The sequence below is a fragment of the Microbacterium sp. F01 genome (assembly GCF_056156365.1).
On the sequence record NZ_CM149592.1, the window covers coordinates 1,061,103 to 1,084,257 of the forward strand.

Below are 23,155 nucleotides of genomic sequence, written 5' to 3' on the forward strand. Positions count from 1 at the left end.
ACGTGGGATATCGGAGATGGATGCTGCGGCCCTCAGTGGCCGGCGGCATCCGCCTTTCCGAAGGTGGGGTTGTGGGCGGGGCCGAGCGTGATGTGCACGGCCTGCTGGTCGGTGTAGAAGTCGATGGAGCGGTAGCCGCCCTCGTGGCCGAGACCCGAGGCCTTGACGCCGCCGAACGGGGTGCGGAGGTCACGTACGTTGTTCGAGTTGAGCCAGACCATGCCGGCCTCGATGGCCTGCGAGAAGTTGTGGGCGCGCTTGAGGTCGTTGGTCCACACGTACGCGGCGAGGCCGTAGCGCACGCCGTTGGCGAGCTCGAGGGCCTCCTCGTCGGTGTCGAACGGCGTGATGGCGACGACCGGGCCGAAGATCTCCTCCTGGAAGATCCGGGCGTCCGGCGCGACGTCGGCGAACACGGTGGGGCGCACGAAGTTTCCGGTCTCGAACGCGTCGGGGCGGCCGCCGCCGGCGACCAGGCGCGCCTCGGACTTGCCGATCTCGATGTAGGAGACGACCTTGTCGTAGTGCTCGGGATGCACGAGCGCGCCCACCTCGGTCTTCGGGTCGTGCGGGTAGCCGACGACGACGCGGTCGGCCTGCGCCGCGTAGCGCGCGACGAACTCGTCGTAGATCGGGCGCTCCACGAGAATGCGCGAACCGGCCGTGCAGCGCTCGCCGTTCAACGAGAACACGCCGAAGATGGTGGCGTCGATCGCGGCGTCGAGGTCGGCGTCGGCGAACACCACGGCCGGGGACTTGCCGCCGAGCTCCATCGACAGGCCCTTCAGGAACGGGGCGGCGTTGCCGAAGATGATCTGCCCGGTGCGGCTCTCGCCGGTGAAGGAGATGAGCGGGACGTCCGGATGCTTCACCAGGGCGTCGCCGGCGTCCTCGCCGAGCCCGTTGACGAGGTTGAACACGCCCGTCGGCAGCCCCGCCTCCTCGAAGATGCCCGCCCACAGCGACGCCGACAGCGGCGTGAACTCGGCGGGCTTGAGCACCACCGTGTTGCCGGTCGCGAGCGCCGGGCCGAGCTTCCACGACTCGAGCATGAACGGCGTGTTCCACGGTGTGATGAGCCCGGCGACGCCGATCGGCTTGCGGTTGACGTAGTTCATCTGCCGGCCCGGCACCTTGTAGGCGTCGTCGGCCTGCGCCACGATCAGGTCCGCGAAGAACCGGAAGTTCTCCGCCGCCCGCCGCGCCTGACCCAGGGCCTGCGTGATCGGCAGACCCGAGTCGAACGACTCCAGCTCCGCGAGGCGGGCGTCGCGGGACTCCACGATGTCGGCGATGCGGTGCAGCACGCGGGAACGCTCGCGCGGCAGCATGCGCGGCCACGGTCCCTCGGTGAACGCGCGCCGCGCGGCGGCCACGGCCCGGTCGATGTCGGCCTTCTTCCCTGCCGCGGCCTGGACGTACGTCTCGTTCGTCACCGGGTCGAGCACGTCGAACGTGTCGCCGCCCTGCGAGTCGACGAACTCCCCGTCGATGTAGTGCTGGATGCGGCTCGGCAGCCCGTCGGGCACATGCCGCGTCGCGAGAACGGTTGTCGTGTCAGTCATTGCTGCTCCTTCGTCGGAGGTTGTGGGGGACGGATGCCGCGGCGCGCGGCATCCGTGAGTCAGAACGCGGGAAGGCCCAGGGCCTCGTCGGGGTGCTCGTGGATCATGTAGGCGTCGAGGGTCGCCGAGCGGTGGCGGCGGGCGGCCTTCTCGATCTCGCCGAGCGGCGCACCGGTCTCGATGAGCACGAGGATGTTCTCGTGCTCGCGCACCGACTCCTGTGCGCGGCCCGGCACGAAGCTGAAGGTCGAGTCACGCAGGTGGCCGAGGCGCGCCCACTCGGCGTGCACGAGGTCGAGCATGCGCGGGTTCGCGCACTTCTCGAACAGCGCCGCGTGGAAGTCCTGGTTGAGCGCGGTGAACGCGCGCGGGTCGAAGTGCTCGAGCGTCTCGATCATCAGCTCGTTGATGCGGCGCGCCTTGCGGATGTCGTCGGCCGTGAGGCGTCGGGCGGCCAGCGCCGTCGCGGTGCCCTCGAGGATCGACAGCGCCTGCATGCTGTAGCGGTACTGCGAGTCGTCGACCATCGACACCCGCGCGCCGACGTTGCGCTCGAAGGTGACGAGCCCCTCGGCCTCGAGCTGACGGATCGCCTCGCGCACCGGCACGACGCTCATGTCGAGCTCGCCGGCGATACTGCCCAGTACCAGCCGATAGCCGGGGGTGAACTCCTGGTTGGCGATGCGCTCCTTGATCCAGCGGTACGCCTGCTGCGACTTGCTGAGCGTGTCGGCTTCGGTCGGGCTCATGCGCGGCCTCCTTCTCGGGCGTCGTACTTCGCGCGCCATTCGGCGTTCATGGGGAAGAGTCCGTCGACGGAATGTCCCTCCGCGACGCGATCGGCGATCCAGGCGTCCTCGTCCTCCTGGGCGAGCGCCGCGTCGACGACCTCCTCGGCGATCCCCGGCGGGATCACGACGACCCCGTCCGCGTCGCCGACGATGACGTCGCCGGGCTGCACGGTGGTGCCGCCGCACGCGATCGTGACGTCGGCGTCCCATGGCACGTGTTTGCGGCCCAGCACCGCAGGGTGCGCCCCGGACGAGTAGACCGGGATGCCGACCGCGGCGACGGCCGCAGCATCCCTCACCCCTCCGTCGGTGACGATGCCGGCCGCGCCGCGGGCGTGCGCGCGGATCGCGAGGATGTCGCCGAGCGTGCCCGAACCGGCCTCGCCGCGCGCCTCGATCACGACGACCTCGCCGTCGCCCACCGCGTCGAACACGCGCTTCTGCGCGTTGTAGCCGCCGCCGTGCGACGCGAAGAGGTCCTCGCGGTTGGGCACGAACCGCAGCGTGCGGGCGACGCCGACGAGCTTGACGGTGCCATTCAGAGACGTCGGATGGAGGGCGCGCACGCCGTCGATGTGCACGTTGTTCAGCCCTCGCTTGCGCAGCTGCGCCGAGAGCCCCGCCACCGGCACGGCCTCGAGCTTGGCGCGCAGCGCGCGGGAGAGGGCCGGGGTTGCGGCGTCGACCGTCGGCAGTCCGGCCGCCTCGCGGGAGCCCCACGCCTCGGTGCGCTGGAGGTCGTCGACCGCCGGCAGCGAGCCGAGTTCGGCGTCGAACGCGGCCGAACCCTGCACCACGGTCGTGACGAGCCGGCCAGACGACGGGCCACCCGGAACATCGACCTCGACCTCGACGACATCGCCGGGCTGCGCCACCGACGACCCCGCCGGGGTGCCGGTGAGAATCACATCGCCCGTCTCGAGGGTGAAGTGCTGCGACAGGTCGGCGACCAGCTGCGCGAGCGGGAAGATCATGGCCGCGGCGGTGTCGTCCTGCGCGATGTCGCCGTTGAGCCAGGTGCGAACCCGCAGCGCGGACGGGTCGATGGCGCGGGCGTCGATGAGCGAAGGACCGACGGGCGTGTAGCCGTCGCCGCCCTTGGAGCGCACGTTCGAGCCCTTGTCGTTCGCCCGCAGGTCGTACAGCCCGAAGTCGTTGGCGGCCGTCACCCACGCGACGTGGTCCCACGCGTCGGCGAGTCCGACGCGGCGCGCCGGGGTGCCGATCACGAGCGCGATCTCACCCTCGAACGCGAGCAGCTCGGTGCCGTCGGGCCGCTCGATCGTGTCGCCCGAAGCGGCGATCGAACTCGACGGCTTGAAGAAGTACGACGGATGCTGCGGCCGCCGCCCGCGCTGATCAGCACGGGACGCGTAGCTGAGGTGGATGGCCACGATCTTGCCCGGGCGGCCGGGGAGGGCCGCGAAACGGCGGTCTGCGGCATCCGTGATCTCGTCCATGAGCTCCCTCACTCGAAGCGATTTGTTCCGTCGTATTCGAAATCGTATATGATCGTGCCAGATCCGGCAACCATTCCCCAACGGTCCGCCGGCGACGACGCCGTCAGCCCCCCGACATAGGAGTCACCATGAGCAGCACATCCGGGCCCGCAGCAGGGTTCACCCCCACAGGAACCATTGCGTCCACCACAGACCGCCGTCGCGTCGTCTTCGCGACCGTCGTCGGCACGACCGTCGAGTGGTACGACTTCTTCATCTACGCGACCGCGGTCGGCCTGGTCTTCGGCCAGCTGTTCTTCGCGCCGCTCGGCGCCAACAGTGCGATCGTCGCCTTCGCGACGGTCGGCGTGAGCTTCCTCTTCCGCCCGCTCGGCGCCTTCCTCGCCGGCCATTTCGGCGACAAGTACGGCCGCAAGGTCGTGCTCATGTGGACGCTGATCCTCATGGGCGCGGCGACCGCCCTCATCGGCGTGCTGCCGACCTACGAGGCGATCGGGATCGCCGCGCCGATCCTCCTCGTGCTCCTGCGCATCATCCAGGGCATCTCCGCCGGCGGTGAGTGGGGCGGCGCGGTGCTGATGGCCGTCGAGCACGCCCCCAGGAAGCGCCGCGGCGCGTTCGGCGCCTCGCCGCAGATCGGCGTGCCGCTGGGCCTGCTGCTCGCCTCGGGCGTCATGGCGCTCATGGCGATGATCGCCCCCGGCGACGCGTTCCTCGTGTGGGGCTGGCGCGTGCCGTTCCTGCTCAGCGTCGTGCTGATCCTCGTCGGCTACTACGTGCGTCGCCGCGTCGAGGAGAGCCCGGTCTTCGCCGAGCTCGCCGAGCGCAAGGAGAAGGCGCGCATGCCGATCATCACGCTCTTCCGCAAGCACCTGCTCCTCGTGTTCATCGCCGCGCTGGTCTTCGCGGGCAACAACGCCGTCGGCTACATGACCACGGGCGGCTACATCCAGGGCTACTCGACGAACCCCGAGGGACCGCTCGGCCTCGAGCGCGGACCCGTGCTGTGGGCCGTCGCGGGCTCGGCCGTCACGTGGCTGCTGTCGACGCTCGCCGCCGGCTTCATCTCCGACCGCATCGGCCGCCGCACGACGTACATCATCGGCTGGATCCTCCAGCTCGTCGGTGTCTTCCTGCTCTTCCCGCTCGTCAACACCGGGAACATCTGGCTGCTGTTCCTGGGTCTTGCGATCCTCACGATCGGCCTCGGATTCACCTACGGACCCCAGGCGGCGCTCTACTCCGAGCTGTTCCCCGCATCCATCCGCTTCTCGGGTGTCTCGATCTCGTACGCGATCGGCGCGATCCTCGGCGGCGCGTTCGCCCCGACCATCGCGCAGTGGCTCGTGCAGCAGACCGGATCGACGCTGTCGGTCACGTGGTACCTGGCCGGCATGACGGTCGTCGGCCTCATCGCGACGCTGCTGCTGCGCGACCGCTCCGGCATCCCGCTCGGCCCGGACCACGAGGCCGAGCAGTCGGTCAGCCCCATCTACGGCCTGTCGAAGGCCTGACTCTCGAGGAACGGATGCTGCGCCCCTGAGCCGCTGTGAAGGCTCAGGGTCGCAGCATCCGTCTGTCTCAGCGGGTGCGCATGCCGTCGAGCGCGACGGCGACGACGTCGTGGGCGAGTCGCTCGCGGCCTGTCGGGCCGCCGGGGCGGTACCACTCGACGATCGAGTTCACCATGCCGAACACCAGGCGTGTGGCGACGGCGCCGTCGACATCCGCGCGAACCTGACCGGCGCGTTGCGCCTCGGCCACGAGCGCCGTCACGCGGTGGTCGAAAGCGCGCCGACGCTCGAGGGCGGCACGCTCGACGTCACTGTTGCCGCGCACGCGCAGCAGGAGGGTGACGTAGGGGAGCTTGTCGACGAGCACGCGCACCGCCCCGCGGAGAACCGCGCCGAGCCGCTCGGCCGGGTCGCCCGCCGACGCCTCGGGTTCGTCGAGCACGCCTTCGAGTCCGTCGAGCGCCTCGTCGAGAGCGAGCGCGAGCAACTGCTCCTTCGAGTCGAAGTGGTGATAGAGCGCCGACTTCGTGAGGCCGAGACGTGAGGCGAGATCCGCGACGGACGTGGCGTCGTATCCCTGCTCGTTGAAGAGGGTGACGGCGACCGCCAGCACCTGTTCGCGGTCGTAGCCCGGTCGTCCGCGTCGCGCGGGGGAGGCGTCGGTGCTCGCGGACATGCGCCCAGTCTCGCACCCGTCGGCGTCGACGCCGCGCAACACGGTGACATTACTGAACGATCGATCAGATATTATGGGCGCGAGACCGCGACGGAGCGGATCGAGAGGATGCCGATGCTTGAGTCGCTCAAGGTCCAGCGCCGCGATGATCGCGTCATCGCGACGCTGTCGCGGCCGGAGGTGCGCAACGCCATCGACCAGGACACGATCGACCGCCTGCACGAGCTGTGCGGCGAGCTCGAGCGCGAGCCGCGCACGCTGATCCTCACGGGATCCGACGGTGTGTTCGCCTCGGGCGCCGACATCGCGCAGCTGCGTGAGCGCCGCGCCGCCGACGCACGGAGGGGCATCAACACGCGGGCGTTCACGCGGGTGCGGAACCTGCCGATGCCGGTCATCGCCGCGATCGACGGCTATGCGCTGGGCGGCGGTGCCGAGCTCGCCTATGCGGCCGACATCCGCATCGGCACGCCGAGCCTCAAGATCGGCAACCCCGAGACCGGCCTCGGCATCATCGCGGCGGCCGGCGCGACGTGGCGTCTGCCCGAGATCGTCGGCGAGGCTCGGGCTTCCGAGATGCTGCTGACGGGACGGATCCTGGATGCCGACACCGCCGTCGACTGGGGCCTCGTGTCGTCGCTGTACGAACCCGCCGACCTGCTCGCCGCGGCCCACGCGATCGCCGACCGCATCGCGCACAACGATGCGCTGGCGACGCGTCACACGAAGACCGCGCTGCTCGCCCCGCGTGCGGCGCACCCCGAGATCGAGCTGGAGCTGCAGGCGCAGCTCTTCGAGAGCCCCGAGAAGGAGCGGCGCATGGCCGCCTTCCTCGAGAGGAAGCGCTGATGGGCGTGGCGGGCGAAGACCTCCGGTCGTTGAGCGAGCGAAGCGAGACGAAACGCGCTGAGCCCACCGGAGTGCCCGGGCGGGTCGGGGTCATCGGCGGCGGGCGCATGGGCGCGGGCATCGCGCATGCGTTCGTGCTCGCCGGCGCCGAGGTGATCGTGGTCGAGCGCGACGACGAGGCGGCGGGCGCAGCATCCGTCCGCCTTCTCGAGAGCGTGCGGCGCAGCGTCGAGCGCGGCACGACCGAGATCGGATACGAAGCGCTCGCCGCGGCGGTCGAGACGGCGACGGATGCTGCGTCCCTGCGCGGCTGCGGCCTCGTGGTGGAGGCGGTCCCGGAGGATCGGTCGCTGAAGCTCGAGGCCCTCGGCCGCGCGGAGCGCGTTCTCGCGCCGGACGCGGCGCTCGCCACGAACACCTCGTCCATCTCGATCGACGACCTCGCCTCCGGCCTCGAGCGCCCGGAGCGCTTCCTGGGGCTGCACTTCTTCAACCCCGTGCCGGCGTCGCAGCTCGTCGAGATCGTCACCGGCACCGCGACCGATCCCACGCTGGTCGACAGGGCGAAGGGATGGATCGCGGCGCTGGGCAAGACGCCGATCGTCGTGCGCGACAGCCCGGGCTTCGCGTCGAGCAGGCTGGGCGTCGCGCTCGGGCTCGAGGCGATCCGCATGCTCGAGGAGGGCGTCGCCTCGGCTGCCGACATCGACGCGGCGATGGAGCTCGGGTACCGGCATCCGGTCGGTCCCCTCCGTACGACCGACCTGGTCGGCCTCGACGTGCGCCTCGGCATCGCCGAGGAGCTGCACCGCGAACTCGGGGAGCGCTTCGCGCCTCCGGAGCTGCTCAGGCGCCTCGTCGCCGACGGACATCTCGGCCGCAAGACCGGCCGCGGTTTCTACGAATGGAGTGACAAGTGACCGGCATCCTCCCCAGCTACCTGCGCGACGCATGGTGGGCTCCCGCCTCCGAAGCGGGCGCGACGGAAGTGCGCGACGCGTCGACCGGCGAGATCGTCACGCTCGTCAGCACCGACGGCATCGACCTCGGCGCAGCGATCACCCACGCGCGGACCGTCGGTCAGGCGAGCCTCGGCGCTCTCACCTTCCACCAGCGCGCACTGCTGCTGAAGGAGTTCGGCATTGCGCTGACCGCGCGCAAGGAGGAGCTCTACGAGCTGTCGAAGCGCGCCGGCGCGACGACGCGCGACTCGCTGAGCGACGTCGACGGCGGCATCGGCGTGCTCTTCACCTACTCGTCGAAGGGCCGGCGCGAGCTGCCCAACGCGCAGGTGTACCTCGACGGCCCGGTGGAGCCGCTGTCGAAGGACGGCTCGTTCCTCGGGCGTCATGTGTACACGCGGCTGCCGGGTGTCGCCGTGCAGATCAACGCCTTCAACTTCCCGATGTGGGGGGCGCTCGAGAAGTTCGCTCCGGCCTTCCTCGCGGGCGTGCCGACGATCGTGAAGCCGGCGACCCCGACCGCGTACGTCGCTGAGGCGTGGGTGCGCATCCTCGTCGAGACCGGGCGCCTGCCGGCCGGCTCGCTGCAGCTGGTGAGCGGCGCGATTCCCGGACTCTTCGACCACCTCGGGCTCGGCGACCTCGTCGGCTTCACCGGCAGCGCGTCGACGGCTTCCCGGCTCAGGGAGCAGGCGGCGCCCGGCGTGCGGTTCACGAGCGAGACCGACTCGATCAACGCCTCCGTCCTCGGCCCCGACGCGGTGCCCGGCACGCCCGAGTTCGACGCGTACGTCAAGCAGCTCATGGTCGAGCTCACGACGAAGGCCGGCCAGAAGTGCACGGCGATCCGTCGCGCCATCGTGCCGGCGGACGCCGTCGAGCCGCTCGTCGACGCCCTCCGCGCCAAGCTCGCCGAGCGCGTCGTGGTCGGCGACCCGCACGCCGACGGCGTCACGATGGGCCCGCTCGTCTCGCTGGCGCAGCGCGATGAGGTGCTGCGCGCGGTCGGTGCTCTCGAGGCTGCGGGCGGCCGGATCCTGCTGGGGAGCACGGATGCCCCGGACGTGACGCTCGCCGACGGCTCGACCGGCACCGCCCCCGACGGGGCCTTCCTCGCGCCGATCGTGATCGGCTTCGACGGCGCGCCGGATGCGCTGCCCGACGCGGTGCACGACGTCGAGGCGTTCGGGCCGGTCGCGAGCGTGCTCGCCTATCGCACCGTGGATGAAGCGGCCGATCTCGTCGGCCGGGGCGGTGGCTCGCTCGTGACGAGCGTGGCCACGTCCGATCCGGCGGTGGCGGCGACCCTGCTCGCCCGCACCGCCGCCTACAACGGACGCCTGCTGTTCCTCGACCGCGACGACGCGCGCACGTCGACGGGCCACGGCGCGCCGGTCCCGCACCTCGTGCACGGCGGACCCGGCCGTGCGGGCGGCGGCGAGGAGCTCGGCGGCATCCGCGCGGTGCTGCACCACATGCAGCGCACCGCGGTGCAGGGCTCGCCCGCGATGCTCACCGCCTTGACCGGCGTGTGGCACCAGGGCGCAGCATCCCGTTCCGATCGTCACCCGTTCCGCAAGTCGCTCGCCGAACTCGCGATCGGCGACCAGATCGCGTCGCCGCTGCGCCCGGTGACGCTTGACGACATCGAGACCTTCGCGAACTTCACGGGCGACCTGTTCTACGCCCACATGGATGAGGAGGCCGCCGCCGCGAACCCGTTCTTCCCGGGCCGCGTCGCGCACGGCTACCTGCTCGTCTCGTGGGCCGCTGGACTCTTCGTCGACCCCGAGCCCGGCCCCGTGCTCGCCAACTACGGCCTCGAGAACCTGCGGTTCACGACGCCCGTTTCGCCTGGCGACGAGATCCGCGTGGTGCTCACGGCGAAGCAGATCACCCCGCGCGAGACCGACGAGTACGGCGAGGTGCGGTGGGACGCCGTCATCCTCAACCAGCGCGAGGAGATCGTCGCGACGTACGACGTGCTGACGCTGGTCGCGAAGACGGCGGACACGGATGCTGCCACCCCCGCGGCATCCGTCTCTCCTGAGTCCGCCGAGGTGACCGCGTGATGCTCGCGTCTGCGTCGCGCGGTCGAAATCGGCGATCGCGATCGAATTGTTCAGCAGCGGATGCCGGTTTGTGCAGCGCGAGCGCGGACGGCGCCACCGGGCGTGCAGCGGATGCCGATTTCGACAGCGTGGACGTGACGTCATGACCGACCCCGCCACGCACTTCGCCGGGCAGCGTCGCATGCTGCAGCGCGACCGCGCGTCGGCCGCGCTCGGCATGGTCGTCGAGCGCGACGAGCCGGGCGAAGCGGTCGTGTCGATGCGAGTGCGCGACGACATGACGAACGGCTTCGCGATCACCCACGGCGGGCTCGTGTTCGCGCTCGCCGACACGGCGTTCGCAATGGCCTGCAACGAGGACGACGACGTGACGGTCGCCGCCGGCGCCGACATCTCGTTCCTCAAGGCGACGCACGCCGGACAGACGCTCACCGCACACGCCCGGCGGCGGATCCTCTCCGGACGAAACGGCCTCTATGACGTCACCGTCACCGACGAGACCGGCGACGTGGTCGCCGAGTTCCGCGGCCGGTCCGTCACCACTCGCCGCGCCCACCCCGACGATGCGGTCGGCGGTGCCGAAGCATCCGTCACCGGGTAGACTTTACTGAACGAACGGTCTGTAAATGAGGAGTCGATGATGACGACCGAGACGCTGATCGATGAGGCCGCCGAGCAGGCGGCGTTCGATGCGATCATCGAGGCCGACTCGCGCATCGAGCCGCGGGACTGGATGCCGGCGGCGTATAGCAAGACGCTGATCCGGCAGATCTCGCAGCACGCGCACTCCGAGATCATCGGGATGCAGCCCGAGGGCAACTGGATCTCGCGCGCGCCGAGCCTCAAGCGCAAGGCGATCCTGATGGCGAAGGTGCAGGACGAGGCGGGTCACGGCCTCTACCTCTACTCGGCCGCGCAGACCCTGGGGATCACCCGCGACGAGATGACCGAGCAGCTCATCGAAGGCCGCGCGCGGTACTCGTCGATCTTCAACTATCCGACGCCGACGTGGGCCGACATGGGCGCGATCGGCTGGCTGGTCGACGGCGCCGCGATCTGCAACCAGGTGCCGCTGTGCCGAGCGTCGTACGGTCCGTACGGGCGGGCGATGGTGCGCATCTGCAAGGAGGAGTCGTTCCACCAGCGGCAGGGGTTCGAGATCCTGCTGACGCTCATGCAGGGCTCGCCCGCGCAGCGCGAGATGGCTCAGGATGCCGTGAACCGCTGGTACTGGCCGTCGCTCATGATGTTCGGGCCCCCCGACGACGAGTCGCCGAACTCTGCGCAGTCGATGGCGTGGAAGATCAAGCGCTTCTCGAACGACGACCTGCGGCAGCGGTTCATCGGGATGCTGGTGCCACAGGCGGAGGTGCTGGGGGTCACGCTGCCCGATCCTGAGCTGCGCTGGGACGAGGCGGCGGGGAGGTGGCACACGAGCGAGATCGACTGGACGGAGTTCCACGAGGTGCTCGCCGGCCGCGGGCCGATGAACGTCGAGCGCATCCGCAACCGCCGTAACGCCCACGAGGACGGTGCCTGGGTGCGCGAGGCCGCCGCGGAGTACGCGCGCAAGCAGCAGCTGCGCGAGGCCGAGTCGTTGAAGGGAGCCGCGTGATGACCACGCCAGGTGCATCGCCGCGGGAGTCGTGGCCGCTGTGGGAGGTGTTCGTGCGTGCGAACCGCGGGCTCAGCCACGTGCACGCCGGGTCGCTGCACGCGCCGGATGCCGAGCTCGCGCTGCGCAACGCCCGCGACCTGTACACCCGCCGGGGCGAGGGCACGTCGATCTGGGTCGTGCCCGCCGACGCGATCACGACGAGCGACCCCGACGCCAAGGGGGCGTTCTTCGAGAGCCCTGCGGGCAAGAACTACCGGCACGCCACGTACTACACGGCGTCGGAGGGGGTGCCGCACCTGTGAGCGAGGAACTCCCGCACGGCGACGTGACCGTCGAGCAGGTCGAGCTGTCGGCCGAGCTCGCCGGGGGCGAGGGGCGCGCGGCGACCGCGGACGTCGCCGAGTACGCGCTGTGGCTCGGTGATGACGCGCTGGTGCTGTCGCAGCAGCTCGGTGCGTGGATCGCCCGCGCCCCCGAGCTCGAGGAGGACGTCGCGCTCGCGAACATCGCGCTCGACCTGCTCGGGCACGCGCGTTCGTTCCTGCGCTACGCCGGCACGTACGACGACCGGTCGGAGGACGACCTCGCGTACTGGCGCGACGAGCCGGAGTTCCGCAGCGCGTGGCTCTTCGAGCAGCCGAACGGAGACTTCGCGCAGACGATCGCGCGCCAGTTGGCGGCATCCGTGTATCTGTTCGAGCTGTACACCGCGCTCACGGGGTCGTCCGACGAGACGCTCGCCGCGATCGCCGCGAAAGCGGTCAAGGAGGTCGAGTACCACCGCGACCACGCCGTGCAATGGACGCTGCGCCTCGCGGGCGGCACGGACGAGTCGCGTCGGCGCATGGTGCGCGCGGTCGGGGACGTGTGGCCGTACGTGGGAGAGCTGTTCCGCGACGAGACGCTGATCGATCGGCTCGACGGGGTCGCCGTGCGGCCCTCCGCCCTGCAGCCGGCGTTCGACGCGGTGATCGCGGCGGTGTTCGTGAAGGCCGAGCTCGAGGTGCCGCCGACGCCGATGTCGTCGGCCGGCGGACGCCGCGGCTCGCACTTCCCGACGCTGGGCTACCTGCTCGCCGAGATGCAGGTGCTCGCGCGGCAGCACCCGGGGGCGACGTGGTGACCGCGACGGCGACGCGTAAGCGCGCGTGGGAGATGGCGGCATCCGTTCTCGATCCCGAGATCCCCGTTCTCACGATCGAGGATCTCGGCGTCCTGCGCGACGTCGCCGTTGACGCGGGGCGCGTGACCGTGACGATCACGCCGACCTACTCGGGGTGTCCGGCGATGGATGCGATCCGCGACGACGTCGTGCTCGCCCTCACGTCGGCGGGCTTCGACGAGGTCGACGTCAGGCTCGTGCTCGCCCCGGCGTGGACCACGGACTGGATGACGGATGCCGGCAAGCACAAGCTCGTCGAGTACGGCATCGCGCCGCCGACCGGGCGCGCGGCGGTGGTTGGACCCATCCGCCTGCAGCTGTCGGTGCGGTGCCCGCGCTGCGGGTCGCTCGACACCCGCGAGATCGCCCGGTTCGGATCGACCTCGTGCAAGGCACTGTACGAGTGTCGCGCCTGCCTCGAGCCCTTCGACCACTTCAAGGTGCACTGATGCGGCCGGACGAGGCGGCGGCGAGCGAGAACGCGCGCATCGCCGAGACGCTGCTCACGACCGCCGTCGGCGGTCCGCGCGGCGCCAAACGTCGCGCGCGGTTCCACACATTGCGGGTCGCCGCGGTGCGGCCGCTGACGGATGCCTCGGTCGAGGTGACGTTCGCCATCCCCGAGGAGTCGCGGAACGAATTCGACTACCTCGCGGGTCAGCATGTCGCGCTGCGGACCGTGCTCGACGGGCATGAGATGCGCCGCTCGTACTCGCTGTGCCGCCCTTCGACGAGCTCAGGGACCGGGGAGGCCGGCGGGGGCGACGGCGGCCCGCGCACGATCAGCGTCGCGATCAAGCGCGATCTCGGCGGCCGCTTCTCGACCTGGGCGCAGACCGAACTGAAGGTCGGAGACGAGATCGACGTCATGAGCCCGCAGGGCACGTTCACCTCCAAGCTCGCCGACCTCGACGACACGCACGTGGCGGGGATCGCTGCCGGGTCGGGCATCACGCCGCTGATGGCACTCGCCGCGACCGTGCTCGCGCGGTCGCGCACCTCGCGGTTCACTCTCGTCTACACGAACCGCTCGAGCCTCGACGTCATGTTCCTCGACGAGCTGTCGGACCTGAAGGACCGCTACCCGACCCGGCTCGCCCTGCATCACGTGCTCTCGCGCGAGCAACGGACCGCACCCCTGCTGTCTGGCCGCATCGACGAGCCGCGCCTGCGGCGCATCCTCGGCGACCTCGTGCTGCCCGACACCGTCGACGAGTGGTTCCTGTGCGGGCCGTTCGAGCTCGTGCAGCTGTGCCGCGACACCCTCGCCGACATCGGCGTCGACCCCGCGCACGTGCGCTACGAGCTCTTCACGACGGGCGAGGGGGAGCGGGCCGAGCCGTCGGCCGGGCGCCCGGTGGTCGTCGCGAAGGACGAGCCGGTGCGCCGCATCGAGTTCACGCTCGACGGGCAGTCCCAGGCCGTCGACAGCCCGATCGCCGCGCACGAGTCGATCCTCAACGCGGCGCTGCGTGTGCGCCCCGAAGTGCCGTTCGCGTGTGCCGGCGGGGTGTGCGGCACCTGCCGTGCGCGCCTGCTGCAGGGATCGGTCACGATGACCGAGAACTACGCGCTCGAGCCCGACGAACTCGAGCGCGGCTACGTGCTCACCTGTCAGTCGCACCCGACGACCGATACCGTCGTCGTCGACTACGACGTCTAGGAGGACTGCCTTGATCGACCTCGCCATCGACGGCGCCGTCGCCGAGATCACCCTGAACGCGCCCGAGAAGCTCAACGCCCTCTCCCTGGAGGCGCTCCGGCAGCTGGATGACGCGTACGCCGAGGCCGCAGCATCCGGTGCCCGCGCTCTCGTGCTGCGGGGCGAGGGACGCGCGTTCTGCGCCGGCCGCGACATCGCCGGCGTCGACCCCAAGACCGACGACGTGCCCGGATACCTCGGCGAGGTCGAGCGGCTGATGCGCCGCATGACCGACTTTCCCGCGCCGACCTTCGCGGCGGTGCAGGGAGCGTGCCTCGGTGTGGGGCTCGGGCTCGCGATCGCGACCGACGTCGTCTACGTCGCCGACACGGCCAAGGTCGGCTCGCCGTTCGCGAACCTGGGCGCGATGCTCGACTCGGGCGGTCACGCGCTCCTGTACGAGCGCCTCGGCGCGCACCGCGCGCTCGACCTCATCTACACCGGCGACCTGCTCACCGGGGCCGAGGCGGTGGCGGCCGGCTTGTTCAGCAGAACGATGCCGGCCGACGAGGTGCTGTCGTTCACGCGCGAGCGCGCCGCGCGCGCGGCGTCGGGCGCCACGGCGGCCCTCGTCGCGTCGAAGCGTCTGATCGCGCGCCTGCGCGATGCGCGGCTGTGGGATGCCGTCGCCGAAGAGACCCGCGGGCAGGATGCGCTTCGCGCGACCGCCGACTACCGCGAGGGCTTCGCCGCCTTCCAGCAGAAGCGCCGGCCCGAGTTCCGGGGCGAGTGACAGCCACGCAGGAATCGCGAAAGGGTCTGTGTCCGCACGCCTCGGGTGGGCGGAACCCTACCCTTTCGCGATTGCAGAGGCCGGGTCAGGTGTTCACGCGGATGATCTCGCGCTGATACGGCGCGATCACCTCGCCCGAGATGCGGCAGTCGAGCACGAGGAAGCGACGGGATGCTGTGGGCTCGGCCGCCCACTCCGCCAGCCGGTCCAGGTCCTCCAGGGTGCGCACGACGACGCCCTCGGCGCCGACGCCGGCCGCGAGCGCGGCGAAGTCGACCTCGGGAATGAGCATGGGCTCCTTCGCGAGGCCCTTCAGTCCGTAGAGGTTGATCTCGGCGCCGTAGGCCGCGTCGTTCCAGACGACGGCGAGGCCCCGGCCACCGGCGATCCGCACGGCGGTCTCGAGGTCGGCCAACGCCATGAGCCCGCCGCCGTCGCCCGTCGTCAGCACGACGGTCGCCGACGGCTTCGCGAGCGCCGCGCCGGGCACCGACGGCCAGCCGAGGCCGATCGACTGGAACGCCGTGCCGACCATCGTCATGCGGTCGGGCGAGGCGACGGGCCAGTACATGTTCGCCCAGCCGATGAAATGACCGCCGTCTGAGACGACCACTCGATCCGACGGAAGCAGCTCGCCGATGCGCGCGGCGACCGTGCGCGGGTCGAGGCGGCCGTCGGCGGCGACGTCGTCGCCGGGCTCATATGCGCGCAGCGGCATGAGGTCGACGTACTCGCGCCAGCCGCTCGCCGTGCCGCCGCGCGCCCGCAGTCCGTCGGCGACCGCGCGCGCCACGACCGCGGCGTCGCCGCGCACGTAGCCGCCCACGTGCGGGTGCGTCGCGGCGGGCGCGACGTCGACCTGGAACACCCGCGTGCCGGGCGCGAACAAATCGCCGAAGCGCATCGTGAACTGGTTGAGGGACGCGCCGAACACGACGGCGACGTCGGCCTCGCGCACAAGCTCCATCGCCCCCTCGGCCCCGAAGCCGCCGGTCACCCCCAGGTCGTACTCGCCGCGAGGGAAGATGCCGCGGCCGAGCGCGGTGGAGGCGGTGACGGCGCCGACCGCGTCGGCGACGTCGCCCAGAGCGTCGCCGGCGCCCGAGATCCACGCCCCGCGACCGGCGAGCAGGAAGGGCCGCTCCGCCGAGGCGAGCGCCTCGACGAGTCCCTCGACCGCGCCCTCGGCGAAAGGCCCCACGGGCACGAGAGGCGCGGGAAGACGCGGCTCCGGAGCCTCGGGGAGCGGGCCGGCGTCGCGGGCGGCGACGTCGTAGGGGATCGCGAGCACCGTGGGCACCCGGTACGTGAGCGCGTGTTCGATCGCGATGATCGTGGTGGCCGCAGCATCCGCTCGTCCGACCGTATAGGTGCGTGCGCCGACAGCCGACGCGAGGGCGATCTGGTCGACGTCCCACGGGCGGGGTCCGGAGGTCGGCTCGTCGCCGACGACGAGCACCAGTGGCACGTGCGCCTGCACCGCCTCGGCGAGGGCGGTGAGCGTGTTCGTGAAGCCGGCGCCGTACGTCGCGGTCGCGGCGGCCAGCCGTCCGGAGGCCCGGTGGTAGGCGTCGGCGGCGACGACGCCGCCGGCCTCGTGGCGCACCGCGGTGAAGTGCACATCGGTGGAGCGCTCGAGCGCGTCGAGGAAGTACGCGTTGCCGTTGCCCATCACGCCGAAGACGTGGTCGATGTGGCGGGCGAGCGTGAGGGCGACGTGCGCCGAGACGGTGCTCATGGCAGGAGACATGGCGGTGCCTTTCGAGACGGAACGGATCAAGAGCCGTATGTGTCTCGCGCGAGCGCGCTGCGTGCCCATTTTTCGAGCACCGGCGGGCGACGGTGCCACCGGACGTGACGAGTATAGGTCTTCGGGCAGGATGGGAGTCATGAAGACGACCCAGCTCCGCCGGTACACGCTCGTCGATGGGGAGTACGACGCGTTCGTCGCCTGGTGGAACGAGTGGATGCCGCGGGTGCGGCCCGCCGCCGGCTTTGCGATCGAGTTCGCCTACGGCCTTCCCGAGACGAACGAGTTCGTGTGGGCCGTGAGCGCCCCGGGCGACGAGGACGCGTTCGCCGGGCTCGAGAAGGAGTATCTGGCGTCCGAGGCGCGTGCCGAGGCGTTCGCCGGGGTGCCGCAGCGCGTCGCGGAGTACAACATCCGCCTCGTCACCGAGTACCCGACGACCGCGTAGCCCGGAAGAACCTCAGCCGCCGAGCGCCTCACGGATCGCGCTCGCCGAGCTTGTGAGACGCGCCGCGATCTCCTCATCCGAGTGCGAGCTCGCGACGAAGACGACCGCGATCGCGGCGGGCCCTCGCCCGCGCACCACGAAGGGAACCGCGACCGCGCGCAGGCTCGGGATGACCTCGTCGTGGCTGGTCGCGAAGCCGCGGGCCGCAGCATCCGTCACCTCCGCCGCCAGCTCGGCTGAGACGTCGGCCGGCCACGAGGACTTCGGCAGCAGCGACAGGATCGCCTTGCCCGGGGCACCGCGGGTGACCGGATGCCGCGTCCCCGGCCGCTGCGCGACGGGGTTCACCGCGTGCCGCGGCTCGACGCTCGAGAGCGTCACGCACTGCTCGTGGTCGAGCACCGCGAGGAAGCACGTGACGCCGAGGTCGCCCGCGACCGCCGTGAGCTCGGGCAGCGCCTCGGCCTGAAGGTCGTGCGCGACGCCCGCCGCGAGGGCCGCGAGACGTGCTCCGAGCTCGATGCGGCCCGCCGCGTCGCGCTCGACGAGCCCGTGATCTTCGAGCGTGCGCAGGAGCCGGTACGCGACCGACCTGTGCACCTCGAGGCGCAGCGCGATCTCGTCGATCGAGAGGGGCCCGCGTGCGTCGGCGAGCACTTCGAGGATCCGGATGCCGCGGCTCAGCGTCTGCGACGCGGGCGCGGTGGTGCCGTCGAGCCTTGTCATGCGACATCCCTTCGTATACGATCTGTTCAATAGTAGAACGGCGTGTTCGAATATAGAACACGCTTCCGCTCGCAGCAACCTCAGGCCACGAGCCCTCGACACCGTCGTCCGAGGAGGACACCGATGCAGTTCCACCACTACGGTTACGTCTCCGCCGACCCGCGCGTGCAGGACGCCGCCGGCACCGGCATCGACCGCCCGACCGAACTGCCGGACGAGACGGACGTCCTCATCGTCGGCTCCGGCCCCGCGGGCATGCTCCTCGCGGCGCAGATGTCGCAGTTCCCCGGCGTCACGACGCGGATGATCGAGCGCCGTGAAGGACGCCTCGTGCTGGGGCAGGCCGACGGCATCCAGCCGCGCAGCGTCGAGACGTTCCAGGCGTTCGGGTTCGCCGAGCGCATCATCGCCGAGGCCTACAACATCGCGTGGATGAACTTCTGGGGCCCCGATCCCGAGAACCCCGACAACATCATCCGCACCGCGCGCACCGAGGACTACGCCTTCAAGATCAGCGAGTTCCCGCACCTCATCGTGAACCAGGCGCGCGTGCTGGACTACTTCGCCGAGGCCGCCGCGCACGGCCCGGGGCGCATCGTCCCCGACTACGGCATCGAGTTCGTCGGGCTGACGGTTCACGAAGACGGCGACTTCCCGGTGGAGGTGCGCGTGCGCCACACGGCGGGGGAGCGCGCCGGCGAGGAGCGCACCGTCCGCGCCAAGTACGTCGTCGGCTGCGACGGCGCCCGCAGCGGCGTGCGGGAGGCGATCGGCCGCAAGCACGTCGGGCAGTTCGCGGCGCACGCGTGGGGCGTCATGGACGTGCTCGTCAACACCGACTTCCCCGACTGGCGCACCAAGTGCGCCATCAACGCCGAGGCGGGCAACATCCTCCTGATCCCGCGCGAGGGCGGCTACCTCTGCCGCGTCTACGTCGACCTCGGTGCGGTCGCCGCCGACGACGATCACCGCGTGCGCCAGACGCCGATCGAGGCCGTGATCGCCAAAGCGAACGACATCCTGCATCCCTACACGCTCGACGTGAAGCAGGTCGCGTGGCACAGCGTGTACGAGGTGGGCCACCGCGTCACCGACAAGTTCGACGACGTCGACGTCGACCAGGGCCACGACCCGCGTGTCTTCCTCACGGGCGACGCGTGCCACACGCACAGCGCCAAGGCCGGCCAGGGCATGAACGTGTCGATGCAGGACGGCTTCAACCTCGGCTGGAAGCTGGGGCATGTGCTCACGGGCCTCAGCCCCGCCTCGCTGCTGTCGACGTACTCGGCCGAGCGGCAGCCGGTCGCGCAGCAGCTCATCGACTTCGACCGCGAGTGGTCGACCCTCATGGCCCGCAAGCCCGAGGAGATCTCCGACCCGCAGGAACTCGCGACCTTCTACCTCGGCACCGCCGAGTTCCCGTCGGGCTTCATGACGCAGTACGGGGCGTCGATGGTCGTGACGGATGCTGCGCACCAGGCGCTCGCCGACGGGTTCCCGCTGGGCAAGCGCTTCAAGTCCGCAGAAGTCGTCCGGGTGTGCGACGGCAACGCCATCCACCTCGGCCACCACGCGAAGGCCGACGGCCGGTGGCGGATCTACGCGTTCGCCGATGCACCCGCCCCGGGCGAGGCATCCGTCCTCTCCGACTGGGCGGCGTTCATGGCGTCGTCCGAGTCGCCCGTGCAGCGCTTCACGCCGGAGGGGGCCGACGTCGACGCCGTGTTCGACCTCAAGGTCGTCTACCAGCAGCCGCACGAAGAGGTCGACCTCAACCGCGTGCCCGAACTGTTCCTGCCGAAGACCGGACCCCTCGGGCTCACCGACTGGGAGAAGGTCTACGCGGCCGCGCCGAGCGCCTGGACGACCGACGACATCTTCGAGGCGCGCGGCCTCTCGCGCGACGGCGTGGTGGTCGTCGTGCGCCCCGACCAGTACGTCGCCGCGGTGCTCCCGCTCGCGGCGACCGACGAGCTGACGGCGTTCCTCGCCGGCGCCTTCGTCGACCAGCACGCTCCGGCACTCGCGCGCGTCCTCAATTGAGGAGCAGAGCCGAGATGAGCACTCGCGGCCCGAGTCTCGGTCCTCATCTCGGCGCTCGACCTCGAATGAGGAAATCGGTCAGAGCACAACCGCTGTGCGGGCGGGCGAATCATGACAGCGAACTGTACAAGATGTACATCGGCCGGCACTGGCGGCCGCGGGCAGAATAGCCCCAGACCAACGATCGAAGAGGGTGCCGAGGCATCCGTCCACCGACAAGGGAGTCCCCGTGACCACGACGATCACCGAAACCCGTGAGTCCGAGCTGCTGGCGTCCGTCCCCGACGGGCTGTTCATCGGCGGGCAGTGGCGTGCGGCATCCGGCGGCAAGACGCTGAAGGTCTACGACCCGTCCAACGGCGAGGTCGTCAAGGAGATCGCGAACGCGTCGCCCGAGGACGGCATCGCGGCGCTGGACGCGGCCTCCGCGGCGTTCCCGGGCTGGGCGGCGACGCCGGCGCGGGAGCGCGCCGAGATCCTGCGTCGCGCGTTCGATCTGCTGCAGGAGCGCAAGGAGGACTTCGCGCTGCTGATGACGATCGAGATGGGCAAGCCGCTCGCCGAAGCCCGCGGCGAGGTCGCGTACGGCGGCGAGTTCCTGCGCTGGTTCAGCGAGGAGACCGCGCGCGTGCAGGGCCGGTACGGCGCGAACCCGGAGGGCACCGGCCGCATGATCGTCTCGCAGCACCCGGTCGGCCCCTGCTTCCTCATCACCCCGTGGAACTTCCCGCTGGCGATGGCGACCCGCAAGATCGCGCCTGCGCTCGCCGCCGGCTGCACCGTGGTCATCAAGCCTGCGGAGCTGACGCCGCTCACCACTCTCGCGTTCGCGAAGCTGCTCGAGGACGCGGGCGTGCCGGCCGGTGTGGTCAATGTCTTCACGACCTCGACGTCGGGTGCGGTGTCGGAGCCGATCATCCGCGACCCGCGGCTGCGGAAGCTCTCGTTCACCGGGTCGACCCAGGTGGGTCAGCGCCTGCTGGAGCAGGCGGCGCAGGGCGTGCTGCGCACGTCGATGGAGCTCGGCGGCAACGCGCCGTTCGTGGTGTTCGACGACGCCGACCTCGACAAGGCGGTCGACGGCGCGATCGCGGCGAAGTTCCGCAACATCGGACAGGCGTGCACCGCCGCGAACCGCTTCATCGTGCACCGCTCCGTCGCCGAGGAGTTCGCCCGTCGCGTCACCGAGCGCGTCAACGGCTTCAAGATCGGTCGCGGCACCGAAGAGGGCGTCGTGATCGGCCCGCTCATCGACGACCGTGCGGTCGCGAAGGCGGCGCAGCTCGTGCAGGATGCGGTGTCGCGGGGCGCGAAGGTGGCCACCGGCGGCAACGAGGTCGACGGTCCCGGCACGTTCTACGAGCCCACCGTCGTGACCGACGTGCAGGCGGGATCCGACATCCTCCGCGAGGAGATCTTCGGACCGGTCCTCGCCATCGTCCCCTTCGACGACGAGGACCAGGCCGTCCGCCTCGCCAACGACACCGAGTACGGCCTGGTCTCGTACGTGTTCACCGAGAGCCTCGCCCGCGGCCAGCGGATGATCGAGCGCCTCGAGACCGGGATGATGGGGCTCAACATGGGCGTCGTCTCCAACGCGGCCGCCCCGTTCGGCGGCTGGAAGATGTCGGGCCTCGGACGCGAGGGCGGTGCGGAAGGCATCCACGAGTACCTGCAGACCAAGTACACGCTGACGCCCAACCCGTTCTGATGCGCAGCGAGACCCCTTCCATACGCGCGTGAGCGCGATCACTATGGACCTGTCGGCATCGACGATGAAGCGATGAGGGGTTGAAGATGAGCGTTTACCGAGTGATCGACGTCATCGGCACGAGTGCCGCCTCCTGGGAGGAGGCCGCCCGAGAAGCCATCAGCACCGCGTCAGGATCGCTGCACGATCTGCGCATCGCCGAGGTGACGAAGCAGGACGTCGTCGTCGGCGACGACGGGACCCTGCTGTTCCGTTCGCGGATCCAGCTCTCGTTCAAGTACGCGCCGGAGTAATCCGTCGCGCCGCCTCTGGTGGCGTCCCGCACGGCTCCCTATGTTGGGTGTCAGCGCGTGCGGACGCAACCGGAGGAGCGGGCGATGGAGTCACCGATCGAGAGCCTGACCCAGTCAGCGCCATCCTGGGGCGCGAAGATGGCGTTCGGCGAGACCATCGACGTCGGCGGGCGCCAGGTGACCCCGGCGGCGCTGGTGATCTTCGGTTTCGGCGGCGGCGGCGGGTCGGGCAAGTGGCCCCAGCGCGGCGGTCTGCCCGAGGGTGAGGGCGAAGGAAGCGGCGGGGGCGGCGGTGGTTATGTGCTGCCCATCGGCGCGTACGTGAACGGTCCGAACGGTCCGAAGTTCCAGCCGAACCCCGTGGCCATGATCATCGTGAGCGTACCGCTCGTGTCGGCCGCCGGGTGGGCGCTGGCGCGGATCATCACCGCCGTGAGGTCGGGTCGGAGGTAGGACGTGACACTGGCGACCTCGCACGTGATCAAGCCGCTCACTCCGGAGACCTTTCCGGCGTGGCTGGCGCTCGCGCAGAAGCACAACGGGGTCTGGGGCGGCTGCTACTGCTCGTACTTCCACGGCGACACCGTGCAGACCGTCAAGAGCGAGTACGACGGGCCGACATTCAAGCGGCGACTCGTCGAGGAGGGCGTCGCGCACGCCGCGCTGGTCTTCGACGGCGACGATGCGATCGCGTGGTGCGAGTACGGCAGCCCGGCCGAACTCCCCGGCATCTATCACCGCAAGGAGTACGACGCCGGCGAGACGAACCCGGCGCCGTGGCGCATCACCTGCTTCTTCGTCGACCGCGATCACCGGCGTTCGGGAGTGGCGCGAGAGGCACTGGACGGCGCACTCGGGCTGATCGCGCAGGCGGGCGGCGGCGAGGTCGTCTCGTTCCCCAACGAGCTGCCTGCCGGAAAGAAGACGTCGTCGTCGTTCCTTCACAACGGAACGAGGGCCATGTTCCAGAAGGCGGGGTTCACGTTCGAGCGTCATATCGGCAAGAACAAGACCGTGATGCGCATCACGGTCCCGCCGGCAGGCGCCTGACTGCGCGACCCGGGCGACGGCACGCCGGCA

23 protein-coding genes are annotated in these 23,155 nt (G+C 70.6%); 17 read left to right on the plus strand and 6 right to left on the minus strand.

Annotated elements, in window-relative coordinates; all coding sequences use genetic code 11:
* Window positions 1–32 precede the first annotated feature (32 nt).
* The 3 genes from hpaE to ACVN90_RS04650 are packed head-to-tail and all read right to left on the minus strand — an operon-like array spanning window position 33 to window position 3,816.
* On the minus strand, window positions 33–1,565 hold the full coding sequence (gene hpaE, locus ACVN90_RS04640) for a 5-carboxymethyl-2-hydroxymuconate semialdehyde dehydrogenase (RefSeq protein WP_475100996.1): 1,533 nt from the start codon (window positions 1,563–1,565) through the stop codon (window positions 33–35).
* Window positions 1,566–1,624: 59 nt separating this feature from the next.
* On the minus strand, window positions 1,625–2,314 hold the full coding sequence (locus ACVN90_RS04645) for a GntR family transcriptional regulator (protein WP_475100997.1): 690 nt from the start codon (window positions 2,312–2,314) through the stop codon (window positions 1,625–1,627).
* Entirely contained in the window at window positions 2,311–3,816 is a 1,506-nt protein-coding gene (locus ACVN90_RS04650) for a fumarylacetoacetate hydrolase family protein (RefSeq protein ID WP_475100998.1), read from the minus strand. The genes ACVN90_RS04645 and ACVN90_RS04650 overlap by 4 nt, the downstream gene beginning before the upstream one ends.
* A gap of 128 nt (window positions 3,817–3,944) precedes the next feature.
* Between ACVN90_RS04650 and ACVN90_RS04655 the strand changes: the two genes are divergently transcribed.
* Window positions 3,945–5,330, plus strand: coding sequence for an MFS transporter (locus ACVN90_RS04655; protein ID WP_475100999.1), 1,386 nt, complete (start codon window positions 3,945–3,947; stop codon window positions 5,328–5,330).
* 67 nt (window positions 5,331–5,397) lie between these two features.
* On the opposite strand, the gene ACVN90_RS04660 is transcribed toward ACVN90_RS04655, so the two are convergent.
* Window positions 5,398–6,006, minus strand: coding sequence for a TetR/AcrR family transcriptional regulator (locus ACVN90_RS04660; RefSeq protein ID WP_475101000.1), 609 nt, complete (start codon window positions 6,004–6,006; stop codon window positions 5,398–5,400).
* Between the two features lie 114 nt (window positions 6,007–6,120).
* On the opposite strand from ACVN90_RS04660, the gene ACVN90_RS04665 reads away from it, so the two are divergent.
* The 10 genes from ACVN90_RS04665 (at window position 6,121) to ACVN90_RS04710 (ending at window position 15,104) form a co-directional block, all read left to right on the plus strand.
* A complete protein-coding gene (locus ACVN90_RS04665; protein WP_475101001.1) occupies window positions 6,121–6,855 on the plus strand; it encodes an enoyl-CoA hydratase/isomerase family protein in 735 nt (244 codons plus the stop codon).
* A 107-nt stretch (window positions 6,856–6,962) separates the two neighbouring features.
* Entirely contained in the window at window positions 6,963–7,775 is an 813-nt protein-coding gene (locus ACVN90_RS04670; protein ID WP_475102060.1) for a 3-hydroxyacyl-CoA dehydrogenase family protein, read from the plus strand.
* Window positions 7,772–9,889, plus strand: a complete 2,118-nt coding sequence (gene paaZ, locus ACVN90_RS04675) for a phenylacetic acid degradation bifunctional protein PaaZ (RefSeq protein WP_475101002.1) — start codon at window positions 7,772–7,774, stop codon at window positions 9,887–9,889. The genes ACVN90_RS04670 and paaZ overlap by 4 nt, the downstream gene beginning before the upstream one ends.
* Before the next feature lie 142 nt (window positions 9,890–10,031).
* On the plus strand, window positions 10,032–10,490 hold the full coding sequence (gene paaI, locus ACVN90_RS04680) for a hydroxyphenylacetyl-CoA thioesterase PaaI (protein ID WP_475101003.1): 459 nt from the start codon (window positions 10,032–10,034) through the stop codon (window positions 10,488–10,490).
* Window positions 10,491–10,529: 39 nt separating this feature from the next.
* The gene (gene paaA, locus ACVN90_RS04685; RefSeq protein WP_475101004.1) at window positions 10,530–11,504 is read left to right on the plus strand and encodes a 1,2-phenylacetyl-CoA epoxidase subunit PaaA; all 975 of its coding nucleotides are present in this window, start codon (window positions 10,530–10,532) and stop codon (window positions 11,502–11,504) included.
* Window positions 11,504–11,809 carry a 1,2-phenylacetyl-CoA epoxidase subunit PaaB gene (gene paaB / locus ACVN90_RS04690; RefSeq protein WP_159845965.1) on the plus strand — a complete coding sequence of 102 codons (306 nt, stop codon included), beginning with the start codon at window positions 11,504–11,506 and terminating at the stop codon, window positions 11,807–11,809. Before paaA ends, paaB begins: the two co-directional genes overlap by 1 nt.
* Window positions 11,806–12,630, plus strand: a complete 825-nt coding sequence (gene paaC, locus ACVN90_RS04695; protein ID WP_475101005.1) for a 1,2-phenylacetyl-CoA epoxidase subunit PaaC — start codon at window positions 11,806–11,808, stop codon at window positions 12,628–12,630. The genes paaB and paaC overlap by 4 nt, the downstream gene beginning before the upstream one ends.
* 32 nt (window positions 12,631–12,662) lie before the next feature.
* Window positions 12,663–13,118: a 1,2-phenylacetyl-CoA epoxidase subunit PaaD gene (paaD, locus tag ACVN90_RS04700; RefSeq protein WP_475102061.1), complete on the plus strand. Its 456-nt coding sequence runs from the start codon at window positions 12,663–12,665 to the stop codon at window positions 13,116–13,118.
* Complete coding sequence (gene paaE / locus ACVN90_RS04705; protein WP_475101006.1) at window positions 13,118–14,332, plus strand: 1,2-phenylacetyl-CoA epoxidase subunit PaaE; 1,215 nt, start codon at window positions 13,118–13,120, stop codon at window positions 14,330–14,332. The genes paaD and paaE overlap by 1 nt, the downstream gene beginning before the upstream one ends.
* A gap of 10 nt (window positions 14,333–14,342) precedes the next feature.
* On the plus strand, window positions 14,343–15,104 hold the full coding sequence (locus ACVN90_RS04710) for an enoyl-CoA hydratase/isomerase family protein (RefSeq protein WP_475101007.1): 762 nt from the start codon (window positions 14,343–14,345) through the stop codon (window positions 15,102–15,104).
* A gap of 85 nt (window positions 15,105–15,189) precedes the next feature.
* Here ACVN90_RS04710 and ACVN90_RS04715 read toward each other — a convergent pair whose 3' ends face one another.
* Entirely contained in the window at window positions 15,190–16,842 is a 1,653-nt protein-coding gene (locus ACVN90_RS04715) for a thiamine pyrophosphate-binding protein (RefSeq protein ID WP_475101008.1), read from the minus strand.
* A gap of 151 nt (window positions 16,843–16,993) precedes the next feature.
* Here ACVN90_RS04715 and ACVN90_RS04720 point away from each other — a divergent pair, with 151 nt between their 5' ends.
* Window positions 16,994–17,302, plus strand: a complete 309-nt coding sequence (locus ACVN90_RS04720) for a hypothetical protein (RefSeq protein ID WP_475101009.1) — start codon at window positions 16,994–16,996, stop codon at window positions 17,300–17,302.
* 12 nt (window positions 17,303–17,314) lie between these two features.
* On the opposite strand, the gene ACVN90_RS04725 is transcribed toward ACVN90_RS04720, so the two are convergent.
* Window positions 17,315–18,028, minus strand: a complete 714-nt coding sequence (locus ACVN90_RS04725) for an IclR family transcriptional regulator (protein WP_475101010.1) — start codon at window positions 18,026–18,028, stop codon at window positions 17,315–17,317.
* 123 nt (window positions 18,029–18,151) lie between these two features.
* Here ACVN90_RS04725 and ACVN90_RS04730 point away from each other — a divergent pair, with 123 nt between their 5' ends.
* The 5 genes from ACVN90_RS04730 (at window position 18,152) to ACVN90_RS04750 (ending at window position 23,125) form a co-directional block, all read left to right on the plus strand.
* A complete protein-coding gene (locus ACVN90_RS04730) occupies window positions 18,152–20,071 on the plus strand; it encodes an FAD-binding monooxygenase (RefSeq protein WP_475101011.1) in 1,920 nt (639 codons plus the stop codon).
* A gap of 241 nt (window positions 20,072–20,312) precedes the next feature.
* Window positions 20,313–21,782, plus strand: coding sequence for an NAD-dependent succinate-semialdehyde dehydrogenase (locus ACVN90_RS04735; RefSeq protein WP_475102062.1), 1,470 nt, complete (start codon window positions 20,313–20,315; stop codon window positions 21,780–21,782).
* Window positions 21,783–21,868: 86 nt separating this feature from the next.
* Complete coding sequence (locus tag ACVN90_RS04740) at window positions 21,869–22,075, plus strand: dodecin family protein (RefSeq protein WP_116194131.1); 207 nt, start codon at window positions 21,869–21,871, stop codon at window positions 22,073–22,075.
* Between the two features lie 84 nt (window positions 22,076–22,159).
* A complete protein-coding gene (locus ACVN90_RS04745; protein WP_475101012.1) occupies window positions 22,160–22,528 on the plus strand; it encodes a hypothetical protein in 369 nt (122 codons plus the stop codon).
* A 3-nt stretch (window positions 22,529–22,531) separates the two neighbouring features.
* Window positions 22,532–23,125 carry a GNAT family N-acetyltransferase gene (locus tag ACVN90_RS04750; RefSeq protein WP_475101013.1) on the plus strand — a complete coding sequence of 198 codons (594 nt, stop codon included), beginning with the start codon at window positions 22,532–22,534 and terminating at the stop codon, window positions 23,123–23,125.
* Window positions 23,126–23,155: the final 30 nt, after the last annotated feature.